The following is a 21,444-nucleotide window of genomic DNA, read 5'->3' on the forward strand; positions in this document are numbered from 1 at the left end:
CTGGCCCGGTCGAATGTCACAGAACTGGGGCGGGTCCTCGCCGCCCGGCCCGGAGGAATAGCGTGCGGCCGTGACCGACCCCGCCCCTCCCCGCGACGGACCGGTGTGGGCCGTCGTCGTGGCCGGTGGGGGAGGCTCGCGGTTCGGCGGGGCCAAGCAGTACGCCCTCGTCGCCGGGCGGCGGGTCATCGACTGGAGCCTCGCTGCGGCGCGCTCCGAGGCCGACGGGGTCGTGGTCGTGGTGCCGGCCCCGGACGTGGGCCGCACCCTCCCCGGCGCCGACGCCGTGGTGGCCGGGGGCGACTCGCGCTCGGCGTCGGTGCGGGCCGGCCTGGCGGCCGTCCCCCGCCTCGCCGGCGTCGTCGTCGTGCACGACGCCGCCCGCCCGGCGGCGCCCGCTGCCCTCTTCCGCACCGTGGTCGCTGCCGTCCGCGAGGGCGCCGACGCCGCCGTGCCCGGCGTCCCCGTCGTCGACAGCCTGCGCTGGCGGGGAGGGGGGGCCGTCGACCGCGACGCGGTCGTCGCCGTGCAGACGCCGCAGGCGTTCGCCGCGGACGTGCTGCGGGCGGCCCACGCCGACGCCCCGGAGGCGAGCGACGACGCCACCCTCGTGGAGCGGGCCGGGGGCCGGGTCGTCGTCGTCGAGGGCGACCCGGCCAACGTGAAGATCACCCATCCCGCCGACGTCGAGGTGCTCGACCGCCACCTGGCGGCCGCCGGCGCGGGAAGCGGGGCGTGATGCAGGTGCGCGTGGGCCTCGGCGTCGACCTCCACCCGTGGAGCGACGACCCCGAGCGTCGGCTGCGCCTGGGCGGCGTCACCTTCCCCGATGCCGCCGGGCTCGCCGGCCACAGCGACGCTGATGCCGTCGCCCACGCCTGCGCCGATGCCCTCCTCGGCGCGGCCGGGCTCGGCGACATCGGCCAGCACTTCCCCGACACCGACCCCCGCTGGAAGGGGGCCGACAGCGTTGCCCTGCTGGCCGAGGTCGCCCGGCGGGTGCGCGACGAGGGGTGGGAGCCGGGCAACGTCGACTGCTCGGTCGTGCTCGACGCCCCCAAGCTGGCCCCCGTGCGCCGCGAGATGGCCGAGGTCCTCACCGCGGCTGTGGGCGCGCCGGTCACGGTCACCGGCCGCCGCACCGAGGGGATCGGCGCCCTCGGGCGGGGCGAGGGGGTCATGGCCATGGCCGTCGCCGTCGTGACGAGGGACGCGGCATGAGCCGGGGTGGACCCAAGCGGGGCGGCGGGCCCCGGCGCGGCGGGTCCGGCCGGGGCGCGCCCGGCGGGCGCGGGCCGGGCGGCAGCGGGCGCGGCACCCCGAAGGGCCGGGGCGGCCCCTCGCGCCCACCGGCCCGCCCGCCCCGCGACCGGGCCGGGACCGACGAGGGGCGCCCGGCGGGCACCGGCTCGGCCCGCCGGGGCCTGGGCGGCGAGCAGGTCGAGGGCCGCCAGGCCGTCCGGGAGCTCCTGCTGGCCGGGTCCCGCCGCGTCCGCGAGGTGCTGGTGGCGGCGGACCTGGACCGCTCGCCCATCGTCGACGAGATCCTCCAGCTGGCCGAGGACGACCGGGTGCCCGTCCACCGCGTCACCCGGGCCCGCCTCGACGGGGCGGCCCGGACCGACGCCCCCCAGGGCGTCGTCGCCCACGCCGACCCGCTCGTCGAGCACGACGTCGACGACCTGGCGACCGGTGCCGTCCGGGCCACGGCGTCGGGCGACGGGCCCCCGTTCCTCCTCGCCCTGGACGGCCTGACCGACCCCGGCAACCTGGGCGCCGTCCTGCGCTCGGCGTCGGCCGCCGGGGTGACCGGGGTGGTCCTGCCCCGGCACCGGGCCGTGCACGTGACCCCCACGGTGGCCAAGGCGGCGGCCGGCGCCATCGAGCACCTCCCCATGGCCGTCGTCGGCGGGCTGCCGGCCGCCCTCGCCCGCCTGCGGGACCAGGGGGTGTGGTCGGTGGGCCTCGACGCCGACGCCCACCGGTCGCTGTGGGACCTCGAGGCGGCCGACGTGCCCCTCGTCCTCGTGCTCGGCGCCGAGGGGTCGGGGCTGTCGCGGCTCGTCCGCCAGCGGTGCGACCAGGTGGTGTCCATCCCCATGGCCGGCCCCCTCGACAGCCTGAACGCGGCGACCGCCGGTGCCCTCGCCTGCTTCGAGGTGGCGCGGCACCGGGGGGCGACGGCGCCCGACTGAACCGCGTCACCGAGGGCGGTGCCGCCGCCTTGCAGGGTGCGGGCGCCCCGATGGGCTGTCGAACGTGTGTCCGGGTGACCACGCGTCCGGGGTCCGGACTAGCCCGATCGGGCGTCGGCATGTACCCAGGTCAGGAAGCATTACTTGGAGTATTGGACGTGATGGTTGACACATCTTACACGGATGTGGCACAAACCCTTCTAGTCACTTCGGACTATGCCACGCACCACTGCAGCCTCCGCCGCACCGCACGAAGGAACCATCATGGCCCCGAGCACCGCCCTCACCTCCCGCCCCGACGCCGAGCTGGCCCGGCTCTTCCAGGAGGGGGACGGCGACGCCCTCGACGTGCTGCTCACCCGGTACCGGCGCTTCGCCCGGTCCCGGTCCCGCAGCTACTTCCTGATGGGCGGCGATGCCGACGACCTCGAGCAGGAGGCGCTGATCGGCCTGTACAAGGCGGTCCGCGACTACTGCCCGGACCACGAGGTCGCGTTCCGGCCCTTCGCCGAGCTGTGCATCACCCGCCAGCTCCTGAGCGCCATCAAGACGGCCAACCGCCACAAGCACCAGCCCCTCAACACCTCGGTGTCGCTCCACGGCGTGCGCGACGGGAGCGAGGACGAGGGCCGCACCCTCGAGGAGCGGCTGCCGTCGCCGTCGGCCATGGACGACCCCGCCGAGCGCCTGCTGGGTGACGAGCAGGTCGCCGTCCTCGCCGAGGCCATGGCCTCGGACCTCTCCCACCTCGAGATGGAGGTGCTCCGGCTCTACGTGGCCGGCCGCTCCTACGTCGAGATCGCCGACGAGGTCGGCCGTCACGCCAAGTCGGTGGACAACGCCGTGCAGCGCATCAAGCGCAAGCTCGGCCGCAGCCTGGCCGAGTACGAGACCGCCTCGGCCTGAAGCCAGGTCGCAGGCCTCGCCGCTCCTCATCCCGGGGTCCTGCTCTCGGCCTTCCCGCCGAAGCTCGCTTCGCTCGCCGGCTCGATCCGACGCACGCCGGGTGGAGGGGCTGCCGCCGGGCCGGACCGGACCGTCGTCGCGAACCGGACGGGCTCGACGCAGCCGCGGCCCGCTACTCCCGGGCGGGGAGGGGCACGACCGTGCCGGCGAGCAGGTCGTCGACCCGCCGCCGGTGGTCGGCGGCCATCACCGCGGGCACGTCGGCCGGCGCGAACCACGCCCACCCCGCCACCTCGGCCGGATCGGGCCGGACCTCGCCGGTGGCCCTCCCGGCGTAGACCAGCACCAGCAGGTGCTGGCCCTGGGCCGAGGCCTCGACGTAGACGCCGACCAGTCCGGTGAGGGTCACCTCGAGGCCGAGCTCCTCGCGGACCTCCCGGCGGGCGGCGTCCTCGGGGTGCTCGCCCAGCTCGACGAAGCCCCCCGGCGTCTCCCACATCCCGGCGTAGGGCTCGCGGGCCCGCCGGGCGAGGAGGATCTGGCCGGCGTCGTCCTGGATCACCACCGCGGCGCAGGGGGCGTTGCGGACGTGGACCCACCGCGACCCGTGGGTCGGGCAGGTGGGGGTGCCGGCCTCGTCGTCGGGGCTCGGCGCCCCGCACCTGTCGCAGTGCCGCACGCCGATCGCCATCGACCGACCCTAGACACCCGACGTCCGTCCGCCGCCCCGCCCGGCGTGGCCGCCGCCCCGGCCCCGTAGCCTGCGGGGCATGGCCCACTCCCGGTCGCGACGGCTGATGGTGCGCCGCCACGACGGCGGCTCGGCCCGTCGGGCCCCCGACGACGTCGCCGTCGAGGAGCCGCTGGAGATCCGCGTCGACGGCCAGGTCGCCACCACCACGATGCGCACCCCGGGCAACGACCACGACCTGGCCGTGGGGTTCGCCTGGGCCGAGGGGCTGCTCGACGGCGCCCGCCTCGACGGCGTCCGCTCGTGCGGCCTGGGCCTCGACGAGCGGGCCGCCTTCAACGTGGTCGACGTGGCGACCGGCGGGACGGCCCGACCGGTCGTGCCCCGGCTGACGCCCACCACCGCCGCCTGCGGCGTGTGCGGGTCGGCGACCGTCGACGAGATGCTCGACCGGCTGCGCCCCCTCGACGGCGTCCCGTCGATCCCGGTCACGGTCCTGGTCGCCATGGCCGAGGCGGTGCGGCCGCACCAGGAGCTCTTCGCCCGCACCGGCGGCGTGCACGCCGCCGCCGCCTTCCGCCCCGACGGGGAGGTAGTGCTCGTCCGGGAGGACATCGGTCGCCACAACGCCGTGGACAAGGTCGTGGGCCGGCTGCGCCTCACCGAGGCCCTGCCGGCGTCCGACCTCGGGCTCTACGTGTCGGGGAGGGCCGGCTTCGAGATCGTCCAGAAGGCGTGGGCCGCCGGCTTCGGCACCGTGGTCGCCGTCGGCGCCCCCACCTCGCTCGCCGTCGAGGTCGCCCGCACCGCCCGCATCACCCTCGCCGCGTTCCTGCGACCGGGCGGTCTGAACGTCTACTCGCCGGACTGACGCCGCCGCCGGGAGGGGCGACGCTCAGTCCCGCGTCGCCAGGGTCAGGGCGAAGTCGCCGTCGGGGTCGGTCCAGGTCTGGGCCGCGCCGAAGCCGGCCTTGGCCAGCAGGGGGGCCAGCCCCTCGAGCCGGAACTTGGCGCTGATCTCGGTCTGGATCGACTCCCCGTCGGCGAAGGGGACCTCCAGGTCGCACGCCGGCACCCGCAGCACCTGGGCGCCGTCGGACACGAGGTGCATCTCGATGCGCTCGCGGTCCGGGTCCCACCGCGCCTGGTGGCGCCAGCGCCGCAGGGCGGCGTCGGCCCCCAGCTCTCGGTTCAGCACGGCCAGCACGTTCCGGTTGAACGCGGCGGTCACTCCGACGGGGTCGTCGTAGGCGGCCAACAGGCGATCGACGTCCTTCACCAGGTCGGTGCCGAGGAGCAGGCCGTCGCCCGGCTCGAGCGTGGCCGCGACCCGGTCGAGGAAGCGACCCTGCTCGTCGGGGGTGAGGTTGCCGATGGTGCCGCCCAGGAACACGACCAGCCGCCGCCCCCCGGTGGGGATGCGGTCCAGGTCGTGCAGGAAGTCGCCGACGACGGGGACGACCTCGACCGCGGGCCGCTCGGCGGCGATGGCGGTGGCGGCCTGGTCGAGGATGCCGGCGCTGACGTCGAGCGGGCAGAAGCGTCGGAGGTGACCGGCGGCGGCGAAGGCGTCGAGCAGGAGGCGGGTCTTCTCCGACGTGCCCGAGCCCAGCTCGACGACGGTGTCGGCCCCCGAGGCGGCGGCGATCTCGCCGGACCGGGCGACCAGGATGGCCCGCTCCCGGGCCGTCGGGTAGTACTCCGGCAGCCGGGTGATGGCGTCGAACAGGACGCTGCCCAGGTCGTCGTAGAACCACTTGGGCGACAGCCACCGCTGCGGCTCCTCGCGGAGCGTCCGCCCGACGCTCGCCGCCATCGTCTCGGAGGCGGACGGGATGTCCGGGGTGGGCGTCATGCGTCGGCGGCGAGGCGGACGCCGGAGAAGGCCCACCGGGCCCGGGGCGGGAAGAAGTTCCGGTAGGTCGCCCGGGCGTGCCCCGGCGGGGTGGCGCAGCTCGAGCCCCGGAGGACGACCTGCCCGCTCATGAACTTGCCGTTGTACTCGCCGACCGCGCCCGGCGGAGGGGTGTAGCCGGGGAAGCCGACGTAGGCGCTGGCGGTCCACTGCCACACCTCGCCGAACGCCTGGCGGAGCGGCCCGACGGCGCCCTCGGCGCCCCGGGGGTGGGGGCCGGCGGCCGAGAAGGTCGGCTCGACGAAGGGCTGGGCGGCCACGGCCGCCTCCCACTCCTGCTCGGTGGGGAGCCGGGCCCCGGCCCAGCGGGCGAAGGCGTCGGCTTCGTAGTGGCTGACGTGGACGACGGGGCGGTGCGGGTCGACCTCGTGGCGCCCGGCGAGGGTGAACTCGTGCCAGGCGTCGCCGACCTGCTCCCAGTAGAGCGGGGCCTCCCACCCGCCGGCCTGGACCTCGGCCCAGCCGTCGGACAGCCAGAGCTCGGGGCGCTGGTAGCCCCCGTCGGCCACGAACTCCTGCCACTCGCCGTTGGTGACGAGCCGGTCGGCGAGCCGGTGGGGGCGGAGGAGGGTGTCGTGGCGGGGGCCCTCGTTGTCGTAGGCGAACCCGTCGCCGTCGTGGCCCACGGCGACGATGCCGCCGGGTCGGTCGAGCCACCGGAGGGGGCCGGGGTCGGCCGCCCGCTGCGGGTCGTGGGCCAGGTAGGCGGGCCGGAGGGGGTTGCACGAGAGCACGTGCTTGATGTCCATGAGGAGCAGCTCCTGGTGCTGCTGCTCGTGGTGGAGGCCGAGGGTGACCAGCTCGTGGACGGCCTCGCCGATGTCGGACGACAAGGTGGCGGCCATCGAGCGGTCGACCGCCTCGCGGTAGGACCCGACCTCCGAGGCGGTGGGCCGGGTGATCTGACCCCGGTCGGCTCGGGTGTGCCGGGCGCCCACGGTCTCGTAGTACGAGTTGAACAGGTAGCCGAAGGCCTCGTGGAACGGCTGGTAGCCGCCCCGGTGGGGCTGGAGGACGAAGGTCTCGAAGAACCAGGTGGTGTGGGCCCGGTGCCACTTGGTGGGGCTCACGTCGGGCATGGTCTGGACCGTCTGGTCCTCGGGGCCCAGCGGGGCGGCGAGCTCCTCGGTCAGGTCCCGGACCTCGTGGTAGCGCCCCACGAGGGTGGGCGAGGCCGGTGCGGGGGCGTCGGCCGGGATGTCGGCCGTGGTCTCGGCGGTGGTCGGTGGCGGCACAGCGCCTCCTCGGTCGGGGGCGCCGCCCACGCTACCCACCACCGCCGGCGAGCGGAGCGAGTGGGGCAGGCCAGCACCGTGACAGCGAAGCGGCGGGCTCCGGGCCCGGGTCGGGCGCTACCGTGAGCGGCCCCGCCGGGTTAGCTCAGTTGGCAGAGCACCTCTCTTGTAAAGAGGATGTCGCCGGTTCGATCCCGGCACCCGGCTCCGACGCCGTCGCCGCGACCAGGGCCTCAGCGTCCCCGGCGCCGTCTCAGCCGTCCAGCAGGTTCCGGACCGTGCGCTCCGAGCGGCTCATGGCCGCGGTCGAGCGCGACGCCTTCCACGTCTCGGCGAGGGCACCGGACCGGTACCCGTCGGGCACGACGGGGTGGACGTAGCACGTGCGGCAGACGGTGGGCGTGTTGCCCAGCACGTCGGCCGCCTCCTCGAAGGCGCGGATCACGAGCTTGTCGCAGGGCTGGTCGTCGGCGCAGGGGTGGGCGAGGGTGCCGGCGGCGACGCTGGTGCCGCCCCAGGTCCGGAAGTCCTTGGCGCTCACCCCGTCGCCCATCCGGGCCCGCAGGTACTCGTTGACCTCGGCCGAGGAGACGTGCCCGACCTCGCCGTCGTCGTCCAGGAAGGAGAAGAGGTGCTTCCCGGGGAGCTCGTGGCAGCGCTTGGCGATGCGCGCCAGCCGGGCGTCGTGGAGGCTGAGGCGCTGGGCCACGCCCGACTTGCCGACGAAGTCGAGCTCGATCGTCCCCCCGTCGACCTCGACGTGGTCCGGCCTGAGGGTGGTCAGCCCGAAGCTCTCGTTGTCCTCGGCGTAGCGCTCGTTGCCGACCCGGATGAGCGTCTCGTCGAGGAGCCGGACCACCAGGGCCGTGACCTTCTCGGGCGGCAGCCCGCGGCGGGAGAGGTCGGCGTCGACGGCGCGCCGCAGGTCGGGCAGGGCGTCGGCGAAGTCGGCCAGCCGCTCGTACTTGGCCGCGTCGCGGACCTCCCTCCAGCGGTCGTGGTACCGGTAGACCTTGCGACCCTTGGCGTCCCGGCCCGTGGCCAGGAGGTGGGCGTTCGGGTCGGGGCTGATCCACACGTCGGTCCACGCCGGCGGGATGGCGAGCGACCGGATCCGGTCCTTCTCGGCGGCGGGCAGCACGTTGCCCCGCCGGTCGACGTAGGAGAACCCCCGGCCCCGCCGGACGCGGCGGTGGCCGGGGGCCTGGTCGGTGACGTAGGTGAGGCCGGCGGACTCGGCCACCGCCTCGGGGTCCTCGGCCGGGTCGAGCCCGACGACGCTCATGGGACGGGCCCGCGGGGTGGCCGGGGCGGGCTACTCGTGGGCCCGCTGCTCGGCCTCGTGGGCCGCGGCCTCGGCGCGGGCCTTGTCGGCCTCGGCCTCCTTCTTGGCCACGTCGCGCTGGGCGTCGGCCTTGTCCTGCTGGGCCCGGCCCTCGTCGGCCATCCCGTCGTTGCCGGTCACGGCCCCGACGACCTCCTTGGCCTTGCCCTTGATGCCCTCGCCGGCGCCCTTGGCGCCCGCCTCTGGTCCGCTGTCTCCGGCCACGCCCATCTCCTCTGGTAGGGGGCCAGGGGGCTTCCCGCGGCCCCCGGGGGCAAACCCGCGATCCCCCGTCGCACCCTCACCCGACAGGGTGATGGGTCCCGGCGGCCGAGGTTCCGACGCACGGGTGGTCAGTAGGATGCGCCGTCGCACCATGAGCACCACCTCTCCCGCCCTCGCCGACCTCCTGAGCCGGATGCGCGAGCTCGGCCTCGACGACTCCGTCGGGCCCGAGCTGGCCGCCCTGCGGGACGAGGTCCAGGCCACCACCAGCCAGCTCGAGGCGACCACCAAGGAGCTGGTCACGGCCACCTCGGACCTCGAGGCCACCGGCGACGAGCTGGCCCGGGCCGCCACCGAGCTGAGCGCCGTCAACGAGGAGCTCGAGCAGCGCTCCAGCGACGTGGAGCGGGTCACGGCCTACCTGCAGTCGGTCATCGACGGCGTGCCCGGCGCGGTCGTGGTCGTCGACGTCGACCAGAAGGTCCGGGCCTGGAGCGCCGGTGCCGCGGCCCGCTGGGGTTCCCCCCGCTCGGACGTGAGCGGCAGGGCGTTCGGCCGACTCGACCTGAAGGGCGAGACACCCGACCTGATCGGGTGCGTGCGGTCGATCCTGGCCGACGAGTCGGTGGCCGGCGAGCCCACCCCGGTGGGCGAGGACGGGGCCGAGGCCCGGTGCCACCCGCTGCGGGGCGCCGACGGCGGGCTCGAGGGCGCCGTCCTCTTCGTCACCGGCTGAGGAACCCGACGGCGACCGCCGGAGGCGGTCAGGCCTCCATGTGGCTGCGGAGCCGCTTGACGATGCTGGCGATCCACCGCGACACCTGCATCTGGCTCACGCCGTAGCGCTCGGCGATCTGCGACTGCGTCAGCTCGTCGAAGAAGTACAGGCGGATCACGTCCCGGTCGCGGTCGCCCAGCAGCTCGATGGCCTGGTCGAGCACCAGCTGGTCCTCGGCCACGAGCAGGTTGCGGTCGGTGTCGCCGACGACCTCGTGCTGGCTCGGGCCGTCGACGGTCGGCGTGGAGTCGAGCGACGACGGCGTCCGGGCCGCGGCCGCCTGCTGGGTCTCGAGCAGGTCCTTGGTCTCGATCCCGAGCTCCTCGGCGATCTCGTGGGCCTTGGGCGACCGGCCCAGCTCGGTGGTGAGGCGGTCGGCGGCTTCGCGCGCCGGCACGGCCAGCTCGTGGACCCGCCGGGGCACCCGGATGCTCCAGCCGTGGTCGCGGTAGTGGCGGCGGAGGGCGCCCAAGATCGTCGGGGTGGCGAAGGCCGGGAACGGCAGCCCCCGCTCGCAGTCGAACCGCTGAAGGGCGACGACCAGCGACTCGCGCGCCACCTGGTCGAGGTCGTCGCTCGGCTCGCGGTCGCGCCGCAGCCGCCGCGACAGCGACAGGGCGTACTGCTCGTACTCGGCGACGAGGGCGCCCAGGTCCTCCGAGCTGCCCGAGCGGGCGTAGCGCACGTGCAGGATCCACACCTCGAGCGGGACGCCGGGGCGCCGGCTCCAGTCCCGGGCGTCGTCGCCGCGGGGGACCGTCCGACGGGCCTGCAGGACGTCGACCACGTCGGTGACCTGGTCCAGCGTGCGGCGCACGCGACGGCGGCAGGTCCGGCTGCGGGTGGCCACCCGCTTGCTCTCGGCCGTCGCCTCACCTGCCCGATGGAGGCCGTCGGCCAGCTCGTCGATGACGGAGGTGGGCGCCGATCCGGCGCCGGCGGAGCCGGTCACGGGGCGATCGGAGGGGGCGTCGGGGAGGTCGGCACGACCCGACGTCTACCCGATCGCCGGGCCGTTGACCCCTCCGAGACGGGTGGGGACGCCCCGCCTCACCCCATGGGATGAGGCGAGGGCGGTCGGCTCCGCCGTCCCGCCGGCCCTACCGTGGCCCCCTCATGGTCGACCGTCCCGGCGCCACGGTGGTGGCCGCCGGCGTCGCGCCCGCCGCCTTCCTCGCCGTCGACCCCGGCGGCTGGTACCCCTTCGGCCCCCTGCGGTGGATGGTGGTGTCCGTCGGGATCCTGGCCGCCGCCCTGCTCGTCCTGGGCCGCCGCCCGCAGCCCGCCGCCGCCCGGGGCCCGGTGCGGGCGGCCGCCGTGCTGGTGGCCGTCCTCGCCGTCGCCGCCGCCGTCGGGCGCGACCCGCTGTACGCGTGGACGGGGACCCCGGAGCGCCACGCCGGGGTCGCCCTCTGGCTCCTCTGCCTGCTCGCCCTCGTGACCGGGGCCGGGTCGGACCCGGTTCGCGGGCCGGTGGTCGTGGCCCGGGGACTCGTCGTCGCCGCCCTGGGCGTCGGCGCCGTGGCCGGCGCCGAGGCCCTGGGCTGGGAGCCGGCCGAGCTCGACGTCGGATCCCGTCTCACGGGGTCGTTCGGGTCGTCGGCGTTCCTCGGGGCGGCGGGGGCGCTGCTGCTCCCTGCCGTCGTCGGCTCCGCCCTCGACGGCGGGACCGGTCGCCGGTGGCGGTGGGCCGCAGGCCTGGGCGGGGTCGCCATCGCCGTCGCGCTCGTGGGCTCCGGGGCCCGGTCGGCCTGGCTCGGCGTGGCCGTCGCCGGCGCCGTGGCCCTCGCCGCCCGCCGTGAGCAGGTCCGGGCGGGCCTCGCCCGCCACCCCCGGGCCGCCGTCGCCGGGGTGGCGGCGGGGCTGGTCGCGGTGGCCGCCGTCGCCCTCCTGACGCCGGCCGGCGCCCGGCTGGCGGCACTGGGGGACGACGACGCTCCCGGGGGGCGGGGTCGGCTCGACGAGTGGCGCGTCGCCACCCGGGTCATCGCCGACCATCCGGTGCTGGGCGTCGGGCCCGAGGGCTACCGCGTCGCCTTCGCCGACGGCGTCGACGTGGACTACGAGGTGGCCCACGGTCGGGACCCGCAGCCGGACCGGGCCCACAGCGCGCCGCTCGACGTGGCCCTGTCCGGTGGGGTCCCCGGCCTCCTCGCCTGGGGTGCGTGGGTCGTGCTCGTGGTCCGGCGGGCGTGGCAGGCCCTGCGTCGGGGCCCCCCGCTCGTGGCCGGGCTGGCCGCAGCCATCGTGGCCCACCTCGCCGGCCAGCTGACGCTGTTCCCGCTGGCCGAGGTCGAGCCCGTGGCCTGGCTCCTCGCCGGGCTGGTCCTCGCCGCCACCCCGGACGCGGCGGCGACACCGGCCTCGGAGGGGGCGCCGGCCCGGGGATCGGGGCGCCCCCTCGCTGCGGCCCGCGTCGTCGTCGCCGCGCTCCTGGTCGTCGCCCTGGGCGCGGGTGCCCTCGACGTCGCCGCCGACCATCGGGCGGAGGCGGCGGCGCGCGCCCTCGCCCGGGGTGACGGCCGGGCCGCCGCCGACGCGGCCGACGACGCCGTCGGGCTGCGCCCCGACGTCGTCCGGCTGCGCCTCCTGGCGGCGCGCGCCCACGTCGCCGCCGGGGACGGCATCGTGGCCGCCCTGGCCCAGGTCGACGCCGCCCGGCGCACGTCACCCGGCGACCCGATCGTGCGCCGCGAGCGGGTGCGGCTGCTGGTCGAGCGGGCCGCGGCCACCGAGGTCCCCGAGCACGCGCGCCGGGCGCAGGAGGCGGCCGAGGAGGCCGTCGCCGACGATCCCCGCAACGGCGACCTCTGGCTGCTGGTTGCGATGGCCGCCCGTCTGACCGGGGACGAGCGGGCGGCCGAGGTGGCCCGACGCCGGGCCACCGCCCTCGGGGCGGGCTGAGGGCGCCGTGGGCGAGGACCGTCGTCGGAGAGATGTGGAACCGATCGAGGGGGCCGGGGGTTGGTTCAGGGTGAGCACGTCCCTCCCCGCCGACACCCCGGCGCCACCGGTGTGGCCCGGACCGCCGCCCGACTGGGCCGACGACGACCGGCCCGGCCTCCCCACCGACGGGGGCCCGGTGCCGCTCGACGGCGAGGTCCACGTCGTGGCCCCCTCCTTCGAGGCCTTCTACCTGGGCCATCGGGTGGAGCTGGGCCGGGCCCTGGCGCTGGCCATCGGTGATCCGGACCTCGCCGCCGAGGCGACCGACGAGGCCTTCACCCGGGCCTGCGCCCGCTGGTCGTCGCTGCGGGGCGGCAACCCGGCGGGCTGGGTCTACCGGGTGGGCCTGAACTGGTCCCTGTCGGTCCTCCGCCAGCGCCGCCGCAGCCCGCACCGGCTCTACCAGCCCGCCGACCAGGACCCGTCGATCAGCGACCCGTCCGTCCACGCCGCCCTGGCCGAGCTCGACCCCAAGCACCGCAGCGTCGTCGTCTGCCGCCACCTCCTCGGGTGGTCGGTGGCCGACACCGCCGCCGCCCTCCGCCTCCGGGAGGGGACGGTCAAGAGCCGCCTCTCCCGCGCCAACCGCGTGTTGGCCGCCCGCCTCCGCCACCTCCGCCCCGACGAGGAGCAGCCATGACCACCGACCCTCGCCTCGCGAGCTACCTCCGCGTGCGCTCCACCGCCATCGACCTGCCCCACGCCGGCGTCGACACCATCACCCGCCGGGCGCGCCGCCACCAGCGCCGGCGCCGGGCCGCGGCGTGCGGCGGCGTCGCCACCGCCCTCCTCCTCGGGGGGACGGCGATCGCCCTGGGCGCCGGCGGCGACGACCCGACGACGAGCACCACCGACCGGGCCGCGTCCGTCGTCGGCTCACCGCTCGAGTGGACGACCACCGAGGTGCAGGACGGTCTCGGCCTCGCCGGGCCCGTCGTCAGCGACGGCGGTGCCGTCTACGCCCTCTCGACCGAGGCCGGGTCCGACACCTGGGGGAGCCGGCGGCTCTACCGCTCGACCGACGGTGACTCCTGGACCGGCGTCGACCTGCCCGCCGACCTGCACGCCGCGGGCGTGGCGGGGAGCGAGGGATCGCTCTACGCCGTGGGCACCTCGGCCGCCGGCGGCGATCTCCAGATCGCCACGTCGACCGACGGCGGGGCGGGCTGGAGCGGCTCCGACGTCCCCCTGGACCTCGAGGCCCTGGCGGAGGGCTTCCCGGGGACGGCGCGCATCGCCGACGCCGAGGTCGCCGTGGCCGACGGCACGACGGTCGTCGTGGCCTCGGTCCGGGGCCTCGTCGACCCGGCGGAGGTCCTCCCCGCCGACGCCGACCCCGACGCCTGGTACCAGACCTCCGACGGCCTGACCCGCATCCAGGACGACCCCTGCGCGGCGAGCGCCGAGGAGGGGGCCCGATCGGGGGCGACCACCACGGTGCCGCCGACCACCTCGGCCCCGGCCACGGCGCCGGCGGCCGACCCCGAGGGCGTCGACGGGGCGACCGCGGGCGAGGACTGCACACCCACGCGGGAGGTCGTCACGTGGGAGGAGATGGGCGTCGGCGAGGCGGGCATCGCCCTGGCCGAGGGCCAGACCCACGTGTTCGTCGCCACCGACGGCGGGCCCCTGGAGCCGTCCCAGGTGATCCCCGGGACGACGAGCCTGGACCCGATGACGGCGTCGCTCCTCGCCGCCGACGACGGCTTCTGGTACGTCCGGCAGAGCTACGGGGACCAGCAGCCGGGGGAGGGGGCGGCGACGACGGCCTGGCACTCGGTCGACGGCGCGACGTGGACCGAGGTCCCCGTCGCCGGCGGCGAGGGCCTCGTGGCGTCCGGGGTCCTCGACGGCCGGCCCGCCGTCGTCACCATCGGGAACCAGCAGGAGTGGAGCGTCCACGTGCACGTCGTGGCGGCCGACGGCTCGGTCGCCACCACCGACCTGAACGAGCTGCTGGGGATCGAGCCCGGCTCCGGCATGATGGCGGTGGACGTGGGGCCCCTCGGCCTGGCCGTGGTCTTCCAGGACGAGGCCGGGGTGCGCACCGTCGCCCACTCGCCCGACGGGCTCGCCCTCTCGGCGGTGGAGGTGCCGGCCCCGGCCGACGGCACCCGCGAGACCGTCGCCGGGGTCACCGTCACCGCCGACGCCGTGAAGGTCCGGCTCAACGTCCGGCCCGCCGGATCGGACGGCACCACCCCGGCCACGAGCCAGCGGCTCTTCGTCGGGACGCCCCCCGGGTGACCCCTCCGACCGGGTGCCCGCACCCCTCTGGTGACGACCCCCGCCGGGTCGTCGCCAGGGGGGTGCTTGCATGGGCTGCCACCACCTGGCCAACCTGTTGCCCGTGTCGTTGAGCGAGCGTGACCGGTCCGTCCTGGACTTCGAGCGGTCCTGGTGGGCCGAGGGCGGGGTGAAGGAGACGGCGATCCAGGAGCGATTCGAGCTCTCCGCCTCCCGCTACTACGAGCTCCTCGGGGAGCTCATGGACGATCCTGACGCCATGGCCCACGACCCCCTCCTCGTCCGACGCCTCCGCCGGCTGCGCGACGCCCGCCAGAGGGCGCGCGCCACCGCCAGCGGCTCCCAGGCGGCCCGTCGATGACCGCACCGAGCGCAGGGCGCGACGACGCCACCGTCCGCGGCGCGGTCGTCCTGGTCGTGGCCATCGTCATCGGTCTCGCCCTCCTCGCCCGGGGCGGGAGCGGCGGCGGCGGCGATGACGAGGCCGCCAACGGCGAGCCGTCCACCGAGTCCACCGCCTCCACCGAGGCGACGGGCGGCAGCGACTCGACCACGGTGCCCATCGCCTCGTCGTCGACGACGACGGCGCCGGCCGAGGACCCCGCCTCCATCACCGTGGCCGTCCTCAACGCCACCACCCAGGGCGGCTGGGCCGCCGAGAACGCCGGCACCATCGCCGCCAGCGGCTACCAGACGACGGAGGGCAACTTCGGGGGCGAGGACGTCGAGACGTCGCAGATCTACGCCACGCCCGAGGCCCAGGCCTCCGCCCAGGCGGTGGCCGAGCTGCTCGAGCTGGAGGTCCAGGTCGCCGAGAAGCCGGCCGAGCCGCTCGGCGACGCGGGCCAGGATGCCGACGCCGACGTGGTCGTGGTGCTGGGAGCCGACAGCCTCGGGTGACCCGCCCTCAGCCGAGGACGGCGAGCTGGTCGGCGAGCCAGCGCTCCGGGGTGCGGTCGGCGACGCGGCCGCGCAGGGCGGCCGCCCGGGCCGCCCGCTCGTCGGCCCCCATGGCCAACGCGTGGTGGAGGCTCTCGGCGGCGGCGACGACGTCGTAGGCGTCGACGGTGAGCGCTCCGGTCGGTCCGGCCAGCTCGTCGTGGGCGCCGGCGCCCTCGCTGAGCAGCAGGACCACGTCCCGGGTCGACAGGGCCACGGCCTCCTTGGCCACCAGGTTGAGCCCGTCGCGGATGGGGTTGACGAGCACGGCGTCGGCCCGCCGGAGGGCGGCGACCGAGCGCGGGTAGTCGTCGTCGGTCTCGTAGACGATCGGCGTCCAGTCGGCGGTGGCCCACCGCTCGTTGACGGCGGCGACGGTCTCGTCGACCTGCGCCCGGTACTGCCGGTAGGCGGGCACGTCCTCGCGGGACGGGTAGACGAAGGCCCCGAAGGTGACCCGGCCCCGCCACTCGGGCCGGTTGGCGAGCAGCTGGTCGAAGGCGAGGAAGCCGCGCAGGATGTTCTTCGACAGCTCGATGCGGTCGACGCGCACGAGGAAGGCGCGGTCGCCGACGAGGGCGTCGAGGTCGTGCCCGGCGGCGACGCAGGCGTCACCGCCGGCGGTGCGCTCGAGGTCGGCCGGGTCGGGGCCGAGGGGGGCCACGAACGTCGTGAGGTCGAGCCCCACGGCCCGGGCGCAGCCCCGGGCGGCGCCGGCCCAGCGCTCGGAGTGGAAGCCGCAGGCCCGGTGGGCGGCCAGACCGCCCATCAGCTCCTCGCGCACGGCGCCGGGCAGCACCGCCAGCTCGGCGGGGCGGGCGAACGGGGTGTGGCTGAAGTGCACGCACGCCACGTCGGGCCGGGTCCCGGCCAGGGCCGTGGCCACGAGGGGCAGGTGGTAGTCCTGCACCAGCACCGCCGCCCCCTCGGGGGCGACCTCGGCCACGACGGCGGCGAAGGCGGCGTTGACCCGCCGGAAGGCCTCCCACGCCGTGAACCAGGCGGCGTCGAACGTGGGCTCGCGGTAGCCGTCGAACATGCCGTGGTGGGCGAACCAGAGCGTGGAGTTGCTGACGACGTCGTAGGCCTGGCGGAGGTCCTCCGGGTCGAGGTCGACGGTCCGGACCCGCAGACCGTCGGCGTCGATGACACCCTGGGCCGAGGCCTCGCGATCGGCCTCCGACAGCGCCGCCGCCACCCAGATGGCGTCGGTGCCGGCGACGAGGGGGGCCAGCCCCGACACCAGCCCGCCGGCGCCCCGGCGGCTCTCCAGGGCCCCGTCGGGACCGCGGCGGAACGCCACCGGTCCTCGGTTCGAGACGATCACGACCGGCCGGGAGGACATGCGGTCGAAGGTAGTGGTGGAAGGATGGACCGATGCGCGTCGTGGCCGCCCCCGACAAGTTCCGCGGCACGGCCTCGGCCGCCGAGGTCGCCGCCGCCGTCGGGCGGGCCGCCCGCGCCGCCGGCTGGGACTGCGACGAGGTGCCGATGGCCGACGGCGGCGAGGGCACGCTGGACGCCCTGGGCGGCCCCAACCGCACGACCCTCGTCACGGGGCCGTTGGGCGACCCGGTCGAGGCGGCGTGGCGGCTCCACCGGGGCACGGCGGTCATCGAGTCGGCCCGGGCGTCGGGCATCGCCCTGCTCGGCGGGGCCGAGGAGAACGACCCGATCTCGGCGTCGACCTACGGCACCGGCGAGCTGATCGCCCAGGCCGTCGAGCTCGGGGCGCGCCGGGTGATCGTGGCCGTGGGCGGGTCGGCGACCACCGACGGCGGGCTCGGGGCCCTCCGCGCCCTCCACCCGGTCCAGCGGCTGCGGGGGATCGACATCCAGGTCGCCACCGACGTCCGCACCCGCTTCGTCGACGCCGCCGAGCACTTCGCCCCCCAGAAGGGGGCCACGCCCGCCCAGGTCGAGCTGCTGCGGCGCCGGCTCACCCGGTTGGCCCAGGTGTACGAGGAGGACCACGGCGTCGACGTCCGCCCCCTCCCAGGCGGCGGGGCCGCCGGCGGGCTCGCCGGCGGGCTGGCGGCCGTCGGGGCGACGATCGTCCCCGGCTTCGACCTGGTGGCCGACGAGCTCGGCCTCGACGAGCTGCTCGAGGGCGCCGACCTGGCCGTCACGGGCGAGGGGTTCCTCGACGCCCAGTCCTTCGAGGGCAAGGTCGTCGGTGGCGTGGCCGAGCTGGCCGGCGCCCTCGACGTCCCGGTGCTGGCGGTGGCCGGTGAGGTCTACGACGGGGTCGGCGACCGCATCCGCGCCGTGTCGCTCACCGCCCGCGCCGGCGCCGACCGGTCGCGGGCCGAGGCCGCCGCGCTGGTCGAGGCGGTCGTGGCCGAGCACCTCGCCACCATGGGCTGACCCGCGCAGCCCCGGACCCTGCGCAGTACCGTCACCCCGATGGAGGAGCGCCTCGCCCGGGTCGGCCGCACGGCCTGGTGGATCGTGGGCGTGGTCGTCGTCATCGCCCTCGTCGGCGCCGTCGGCTGGTTCTTCCGGGTGATCTTCCCGCCGCTGATCCTCGCCGGCGCCCTGGTCTTCCTCCTCAACCCCATCGTCAACCGGCTCGAGCGGCGCGGGCTGCCGCGGTTGCTCGGCACCCTGGCCGCCTTCTTCATCGTGCTGCTGCTGTTCGCCGGCGTCGGCGCCATCGTCGCCCCGCTCGTGGCCAGCCAGGCCGACGAGCTCTCCGAGCGGGGGCCGGAGCTCCGCGACGACGCCGAGGAGTGGCTCAACGACCTCTCCGAGCGCTCCGAGGAGGACGACTGGCCCTTCCACGTCCCGTCGGTGCAGGAGATCGAGGACCAGGCCGACGAGAACAGCTCGGGCCAGGACGTGGGCGAGCAGTTCGAGACCGTCCGCGAGTACGCGGTGCAGGTCTTCCACGTCGGGATCATCTTCGTGATCGGACCGTTCCTGGCCTTCTACCTCCTGGTCGACCTGCCCGACGTCCGGCGGCGGGTCGAGGAGCTGATCCCCGACCGGTCGCGGGTCGAGGTCGAGTTCATCGCCCACCGCCTCAACCTGGCCATCGGCGGGTTCTTCCGGGGCCAGCTGGCCGTCGCCTTCATCGTCGGCGTGATGGCCTCCATCGGGCTCTGGGCCATCGGCCTGCCCCTGTGGCTGGTCGTGGGCATGATCGCCGGGGTCTTCAACATGATCCCGCTGATCGGTCCGTGGGTCGGGGCCGTGCCCGGCATCGCGGTGGCGCTGGCCACCAAGGACCTCCGGACCGCGGTGCTCGTGGCCGTGGTGATGGTCGTCGTCCAGCAGATCGACAACCACTTCATCACGCCGACGGTCATGCGCCGGGCCGTCCAGCTGCACCCCGCCGCCGTGATGATGGCCCTCCTCGCGTGGGGGACCATCGGTGGGTTCTTCGGCCTCCTCCTCGCCGTGCCCCTGACCGCGTCGCTGAAGATCGTCGGCGGGCACCTCTGGCGCAAGTGGGTCGTGGGGGTGTCGATCCCGGGCCTCGACGAGCCCTACCCCCCGGACCTGGCCCCCGGGCCCGGCGAGGTGGCCCACGAGGAGGTGCGCAACGACGAGCTGCCGCGCGCCGAGGCGGTCGAGCACGGGAGGGCCCGCGGCCGCGACCGTGGCGAGGGCGACCCCAGCGGGGTGGCCGGGCCGGACCCCACCGCTACCATGCCGTCCACACCGTGACCGGGCCGACCGGTCGCCACGAGGAGCAGCCCCCACCCATGACCGTCACCGTCCGAGTCCCCACCACCTTGCGCACCCTCACCGGGGGATCCGCCGAGGTGGCCGTCGACGGCAGCACCGTCGCCGAGGTCCTCGACGGTCTCGAGGGGGCCCACCCGGGCTTCAAGGAGCGCCTCCTCGACGACGGGGGTCAGCTCCGCCGCTTCGTCAACGTCTTCGTCGCCGACGACGACGTGCGCTTCCTCGACGGGCTGGCCACGCCCGTGCCCGACGGCGAGACCGTCGCCATCATCCCGGCGGTCGCGGGCGGCTGACGGCGAAGCCGTCTGGGCGAGCGCAGCGAGCCGAGCGGGACGCGTCGTTGGGGGCGATGGCCCGGATGGTGGCCCGCAGCCCGCTCGTACCCACCTCCGAGATGTCCGCCGACGGTTAGCAGTCGCGGGACGCCGACGGTTAGCAGTCGCGGGACGCGGTTGCTAACGGCGCGCCGACGTGGTTGGCTGTTGGCACTCTCCCTGTGAGAGTGCCAATCATCATCTATGTGAGGAGACCAGGGGATGGCCAAGATCATCGCCTTCGACGAGACCGCTCGTCGCGCGCTCGAGGCGGGCATGAACCAGCTCGCCGACGCTGTCAGCGTCACCCTCGGCCCGAAGGGCCGCAACGTCGTCCTGGAGAAGAAGTGGGGCGCCCCCACCATCACCAAGGACGGCGTCAGCGTCGCCAAGGAGATCGATCTCGAGGACCCCTACGAGCGCATCGGCGCCGAGCTCGTCAAGGAGGTCGCCAAGAAGACCGACGACGTCGCCGGTGACGGCACCACCACCGCCACCGTGCTGGCCCGGGCGCTGGTCCGCGAGGGCCTGCGCAACGTGGCCGCCGGCGCCAACCCGATGTCGCTCAAGCGGGGCATCGAGGCCGCCGTCGAGGCTGCGGTGGCCGCCCTCGGCACCGCCTCCCGCGAGATCGACTCGAAGGAGGACATCGCATCGGTGGCCTCCATCTCGGCCAACAACGACGCCGAGATCGGTGGCTTCATCGCCGAGGCGCTCGACAAGGTCGGCAAGGACGGCGTCATCACCGTCGAGGAGTCGAACACCTTCGGCCTCGAGATGGACCTCGTCGAGGGCATGCGCTTCGACAAGGGCTACATCTCGCCCTACTTCGTCACCGACACCGACCGCATGGAGGCGGTGCTCGACGACGCCGTGATCCTCTTCGTCAGCTCGAAGATCACCTCCGTCCGCGACCTGGTCCCCGTCCTCGAGAAGGTCATGCAGGGCGGTCGCCCGCTCGCCATCGTGGCCGAGGACATCGAGGGCGAGGCCCTCGCCACGCTCGTCGTGAACAAGATCCGCGGCACCTTCAAGTCCGTGGCCGTCAAGGCTCCCGGCTTCGGCGAGCGCCGCAAGGCGATGATGGCCGACATGGCCATCCTCACCGGCGGCCAGGTCATCTCCGAGGACATCGGCCTCAAGCTCGAGAACGCCACCCTCGACCTGCTCGGCACGGCCAAGAAGGTCATCGTCACCAAGGACGAGACCACCATCGTCGAGGGCGGCGGCGACGAGGGCGACATCAAGGGCCGGATCGCCCAGATCAAGGCCGAGATCGACAACACCGACTCGGACTACGACCGCGAGAAGCTCCAGGAGCGGCTGGCCAAGCTGTCCGGCGGCGTCGCCGTCCTCAAGGTCGGCGCGGCCACCGAGGTCGAGCTCAAGGAGAAGAAGCACCGCATCGAGGACGCCGTCTCCACGGCGAAGGCGGCGGTCGAGGAGGGCGTGGTGCCCGGCGGTGGCGTGGCCCTGCTCCGCACCCAGTCCGCCATCCTCGACGTGGCCGAGAAGCTCGACGGCGACGAGGCCACCGGTGCCCGCATCGTGTCCAAGGCCGTCGAGGAGCCCCTGAAGCAGATCGCCATCAACGCCGGCCTCGAGGGCGGCGTCGTGGTCGAGAAGGTCAAGGAGCTCGAGGGCGGCAACGGCTACAACGCCGGCACCGACACCTACGAGGACCTCACCATCAAGGTCCCCGACGCGGCCAAGGTCACCCGCTCGGCGCTGCAGAACGCGGCGTCGATCGCGGCCCTGTTCCTCACCACCGAGGCTGTCATCGTCGACAAGCCCGAGGAGGACGGCGGCGCCGGCGGCGGCATGCCCGGAGGCATGGACGACTTCTGATCCTCGGATCTGCAGGTACCGGCGGAGGCCGGCGCGAGAGCGCCGGCCTCCGCCGCGCCCGGCGCCCGCTCGGGTGCGGTTCTCGGTACGGATCGTGGCCCGGGAGGGCGTGATCGGTACCAGGAACGGTGGGGGGCCGGTCGGGTGCGGTTCTTGGTACGGGTCGTGGTCCGGGAGGGCGTGATCGG

The 21,444-nt window shown here is 75.5% G+C and carries 22 protein-coding genes and 1 tRNA gene; 16 read left to right on the plus strand and 7 right to left on the minus strand.

Features of this window, described 5'->3' with window-relative positions:
* Nucleotides 1-70 precede the first annotated feature (70 nt).
* The 4 genes from HC251_RS03755 to sigH all read left to right on the plus strand — a co-directional run bounded on the left by HC251_RS03755 (nt 71) and on the right by sigH (nt 3,101).
* Entirely contained in the window at nt 71-739 is a 669-nt protein-coding gene (locus HC251_RS03755; RefSeq protein WP_219943985.1) for a 2-C-methyl-D-erythritol 4-phosphate cytidylyltransferase, read from the plus strand.
* A complete protein-coding gene (gene ispF, locus HC251_RS03760; protein ID WP_219943986.1) occupies nt 739-1,221 on the plus strand; it encodes a 2-C-methyl-D-erythritol 2,4-cyclodiphosphate synthase in 483 nt (160 codons plus the stop codon). Before HC251_RS03755 ends, ispF begins: the two co-directional genes overlap by 1 nt.
* Entirely contained in the window at nt 1,218-2,195 is a 978-nt protein-coding gene (gene rlmB, locus HC251_RS03765) for a 23S rRNA (guanosine(2251)-2'-O)-methyltransferase RlmB (RefSeq protein ID WP_219943987.1), read from the plus strand. The genes ispF and rlmB overlap by 4 nt, the downstream gene beginning before the upstream one ends.
* A 264-nt stretch (nt 2,196-2,459) precedes the next feature.
* A complete protein-coding gene (gene sigH / locus HC251_RS03770; RefSeq protein ID WP_219943988.1) occupies nt 2,460-3,101 on the plus strand; it encodes an RNA polymerase sporulation sigma factor SigH in 642 nt (213 codons plus the stop codon).
* Nucleotides 3,102-3,273: 172 nt separating this feature from the next.
* Here sigH and HC251_RS03775 read toward each other — a convergent pair whose 3' ends face one another.
* The gene (locus HC251_RS03775; RefSeq protein ID WP_219943989.1) at nt 3,274-3,792 is read right to left on the minus strand and encodes an NUDIX hydrolase; all 519 of its coding nucleotides are present in this window, start codon (nt 3,790-3,792) and stop codon (nt 3,274-3,276) included.
* Nucleotides 3,793-3,871: 79 nt separating this feature from the next.
* Here HC251_RS03775 and HC251_RS03780 point away from each other — a divergent pair, with 79 nt between their 5' ends.
* On the plus strand, nt 3,872-4,663 hold the full coding sequence (locus HC251_RS03780; protein WP_219943990.1) for a formate dehydrogenase accessory sulfurtransferase FdhD: 792 nt from the start codon (nt 3,872-3,874) through the stop codon (nt 4,661-4,663).
* A gap of 24 nt (nt 4,664-4,687) precedes the next feature.
* Here HC251_RS03780 and egtD read toward each other — a convergent pair whose 3' ends face one another.
* Both egtD and egtB read right to left on the minus strand, forming a co-directional pair.
* Nucleotides 4,688-5,647: an L-histidine N(alpha)-methyltransferase gene (egtD, locus tag HC251_RS03785; RefSeq protein WP_255566591.1), complete on the minus strand. Its 960-nt coding sequence runs from the start codon at nt 5,645-5,647 to the stop codon at nt 4,688-4,690.
* Nucleotides 5,644-6,942 (minus strand): ergothioneine biosynthesis protein EgtB, encoded by a 1,299-nt coding sequence (gene egtB, locus HC251_RS03790; RefSeq protein ID WP_255566592.1) that lies wholly within the window; start codon nt 6,940-6,942, stop codon nt 5,644-5,646. Before egtB ends, egtD begins: the two co-directional genes overlap by 4 nt.
* A 134-nt stretch (nt 6,943-7,076) precedes the next feature.
* On the opposite strand from egtB, the gene HC251_RS03795 reads away from it, so the two are divergent.
* Nucleotides 7,077-7,149, plus strand: a tRNA-Thr gene (locus HC251_RS03795).
* A 46-nt stretch (nt 7,150-7,195) separates the two neighbouring features.
* Here HC251_RS03795 and HC251_RS03800 read toward each other — a convergent pair.
* Nucleotides 7,196-8,227, minus strand: coding sequence for a DNA topoisomerase IB (locus HC251_RS03800; RefSeq protein WP_219943991.1), 1,032 nt, complete (start codon nt 8,225-8,227; stop codon nt 7,196-7,198).
* A 30-nt stretch (nt 8,228-8,257) separates the two neighbouring features.
* Complete coding sequence (locus tag HC251_RS03805) at nt 8,258-8,497, minus strand: CsbD family protein (RefSeq protein ID WP_370651273.1); 240 nt, start codon at nt 8,495-8,497, stop codon at nt 8,258-8,260.
* 145 nt (nt 8,498-8,642) lie between these two features.
* Between HC251_RS03805 and HC251_RS03810 the strand changes: the two genes are divergently transcribed.
* Nucleotides 8,643-9,227, plus strand: coding sequence for a hypothetical protein (locus HC251_RS03810; RefSeq protein WP_219943992.1), 585 nt, complete (start codon nt 8,643-8,645; stop codon nt 9,225-9,227).
* Nucleotides 9,228-9,255: 28 nt separating this feature from the next.
* Here HC251_RS03810 and HC251_RS03815 read toward each other — a convergent pair whose 3' ends face one another.
* Nucleotides 9,256-10,221 (minus strand): sigma-70 family RNA polymerase sigma factor, encoded by a 966-nt coding sequence (locus HC251_RS03815; protein WP_219943993.1) that lies wholly within the window; start codon nt 10,219-10,221, stop codon nt 9,256-9,258.
* Nucleotides 10,222-10,385: 164 nt separating this feature from the next.
* On the opposite strand from HC251_RS03815, the gene HC251_RS03820 reads away from it, so the two are divergent.
* The 5 genes from HC251_RS03820 to HC251_RS03840 all read left to right on the plus strand — a co-directional run bounded on the left by HC251_RS03820 (nt 10,386) and on the right by HC251_RS03840 (nt 15,362).
* Nucleotides 10,386-12,173 carry an O-antigen ligase gene (locus HC251_RS03820; protein WP_219943994.1) on the plus strand — a complete coding sequence of 596 codons (1,788 nt, stop codon included), beginning with the start codon at nt 10,386-10,388 and terminating at the stop codon, nt 12,171-12,173.
* 70 nt (nt 12,174-12,243) lie between these two features.
* Nucleotides 12,244-12,855, plus strand: a complete 612-nt coding sequence (locus HC251_RS03825; RefSeq protein ID WP_219943995.1) for an RNA polymerase sigma factor — start codon at nt 12,244-12,246, stop codon at nt 12,853-12,855.
* Complete coding sequence (locus HC251_RS03830; protein WP_219943996.1) at nt 12,852-14,462, plus strand: hypothetical protein; 1,611 nt, start codon at nt 12,852-12,854, stop codon at nt 14,460-14,462. Before HC251_RS03825 ends, HC251_RS03830 begins: the two co-directional genes overlap by 4 nt.
* A gap of 70 nt (nt 14,463-14,532) precedes the next feature.
* Nucleotides 14,533-14,823 (plus strand): DUF3263 domain-containing protein, encoded by a 291-nt coding sequence (locus HC251_RS03835; protein WP_219943997.1) that lies wholly within the window; start codon nt 14,533-14,535, stop codon nt 14,821-14,823.
* A complete protein-coding gene (locus tag HC251_RS03840; RefSeq protein ID WP_219943998.1) occupies nt 14,820-15,362 on the plus strand; it encodes a LytR C-terminal domain-containing protein in 543 nt (180 codons plus the stop codon). The genes HC251_RS03835 and HC251_RS03840 overlap by 4 nt, the downstream gene beginning before the upstream one ends.
* Before the next feature lie 7 nt (nt 15,363-15,369).
* Here the strand turns inward: HC251_RS03840 and HC251_RS03845 are convergent, their stop codons facing one another.
* Nucleotides 15,370-16,746, minus strand: a complete 1,377-nt coding sequence (locus HC251_RS03845; protein ID WP_219943999.1) for a trehalose-6-phosphate synthase — start codon at nt 16,744-16,746, stop codon at nt 15,370-15,372.
* Nucleotides 16,747-16,778: 32 nt separating this feature from the next.
* Here HC251_RS03845 and HC251_RS03850 point away from each other — a divergent pair, with 32 nt between their 5' ends.
* From HC251_RS03850 to groL, 4 genes are all read left to right on the plus strand, one after another.
* The gene (locus HC251_RS03850) at nt 16,779-17,768 is read left to right on the plus strand and encodes a glycerate kinase (RefSeq protein WP_219944000.1); all 990 of its coding nucleotides are present in this window, start codon (nt 16,779-16,781) and stop codon (nt 17,766-17,768) included.
* A gap of 39 nt (nt 17,769-17,807) precedes the next feature.
* Nucleotides 17,808-19,073: an AI-2E family transporter gene (locus tag HC251_RS03855; RefSeq protein ID WP_219944001.1), complete on the plus strand. Its 1,266-nt coding sequence runs from the start codon at nt 17,808-17,810 to the stop codon at nt 19,071-19,073.
* 38 nt (nt 19,074-19,111) lie between these two features.
* Complete coding sequence (locus tag HC251_RS03860) at nt 19,112-19,387, plus strand: ubiquitin-like small modifier protein 1 (protein WP_219945614.1); 276 nt, start codon at nt 19,112-19,114, stop codon at nt 19,385-19,387.
* Between the two features lie 243 nt (nt 19,388-19,630).
* Nucleotides 19,631-21,256, plus strand: coding sequence for a chaperonin GroEL (gene groL, locus HC251_RS03865; RefSeq protein ID WP_219944002.1), 1,626 nt, complete (start codon nt 19,631-19,633; stop codon nt 21,254-21,256).
* The last annotated feature ends 188 nt before the right edge of the window (nt 21,257-21,444 follow it).

It is taken from the genome of Iamia sp. SCSIO 61187 (genome assembly GCF_019443745.1).
Lineage (GTDB): Bacteria > Actinomycetota > Acidimicrobiia > Acidimicrobiales > Iamiaceae > Iamia.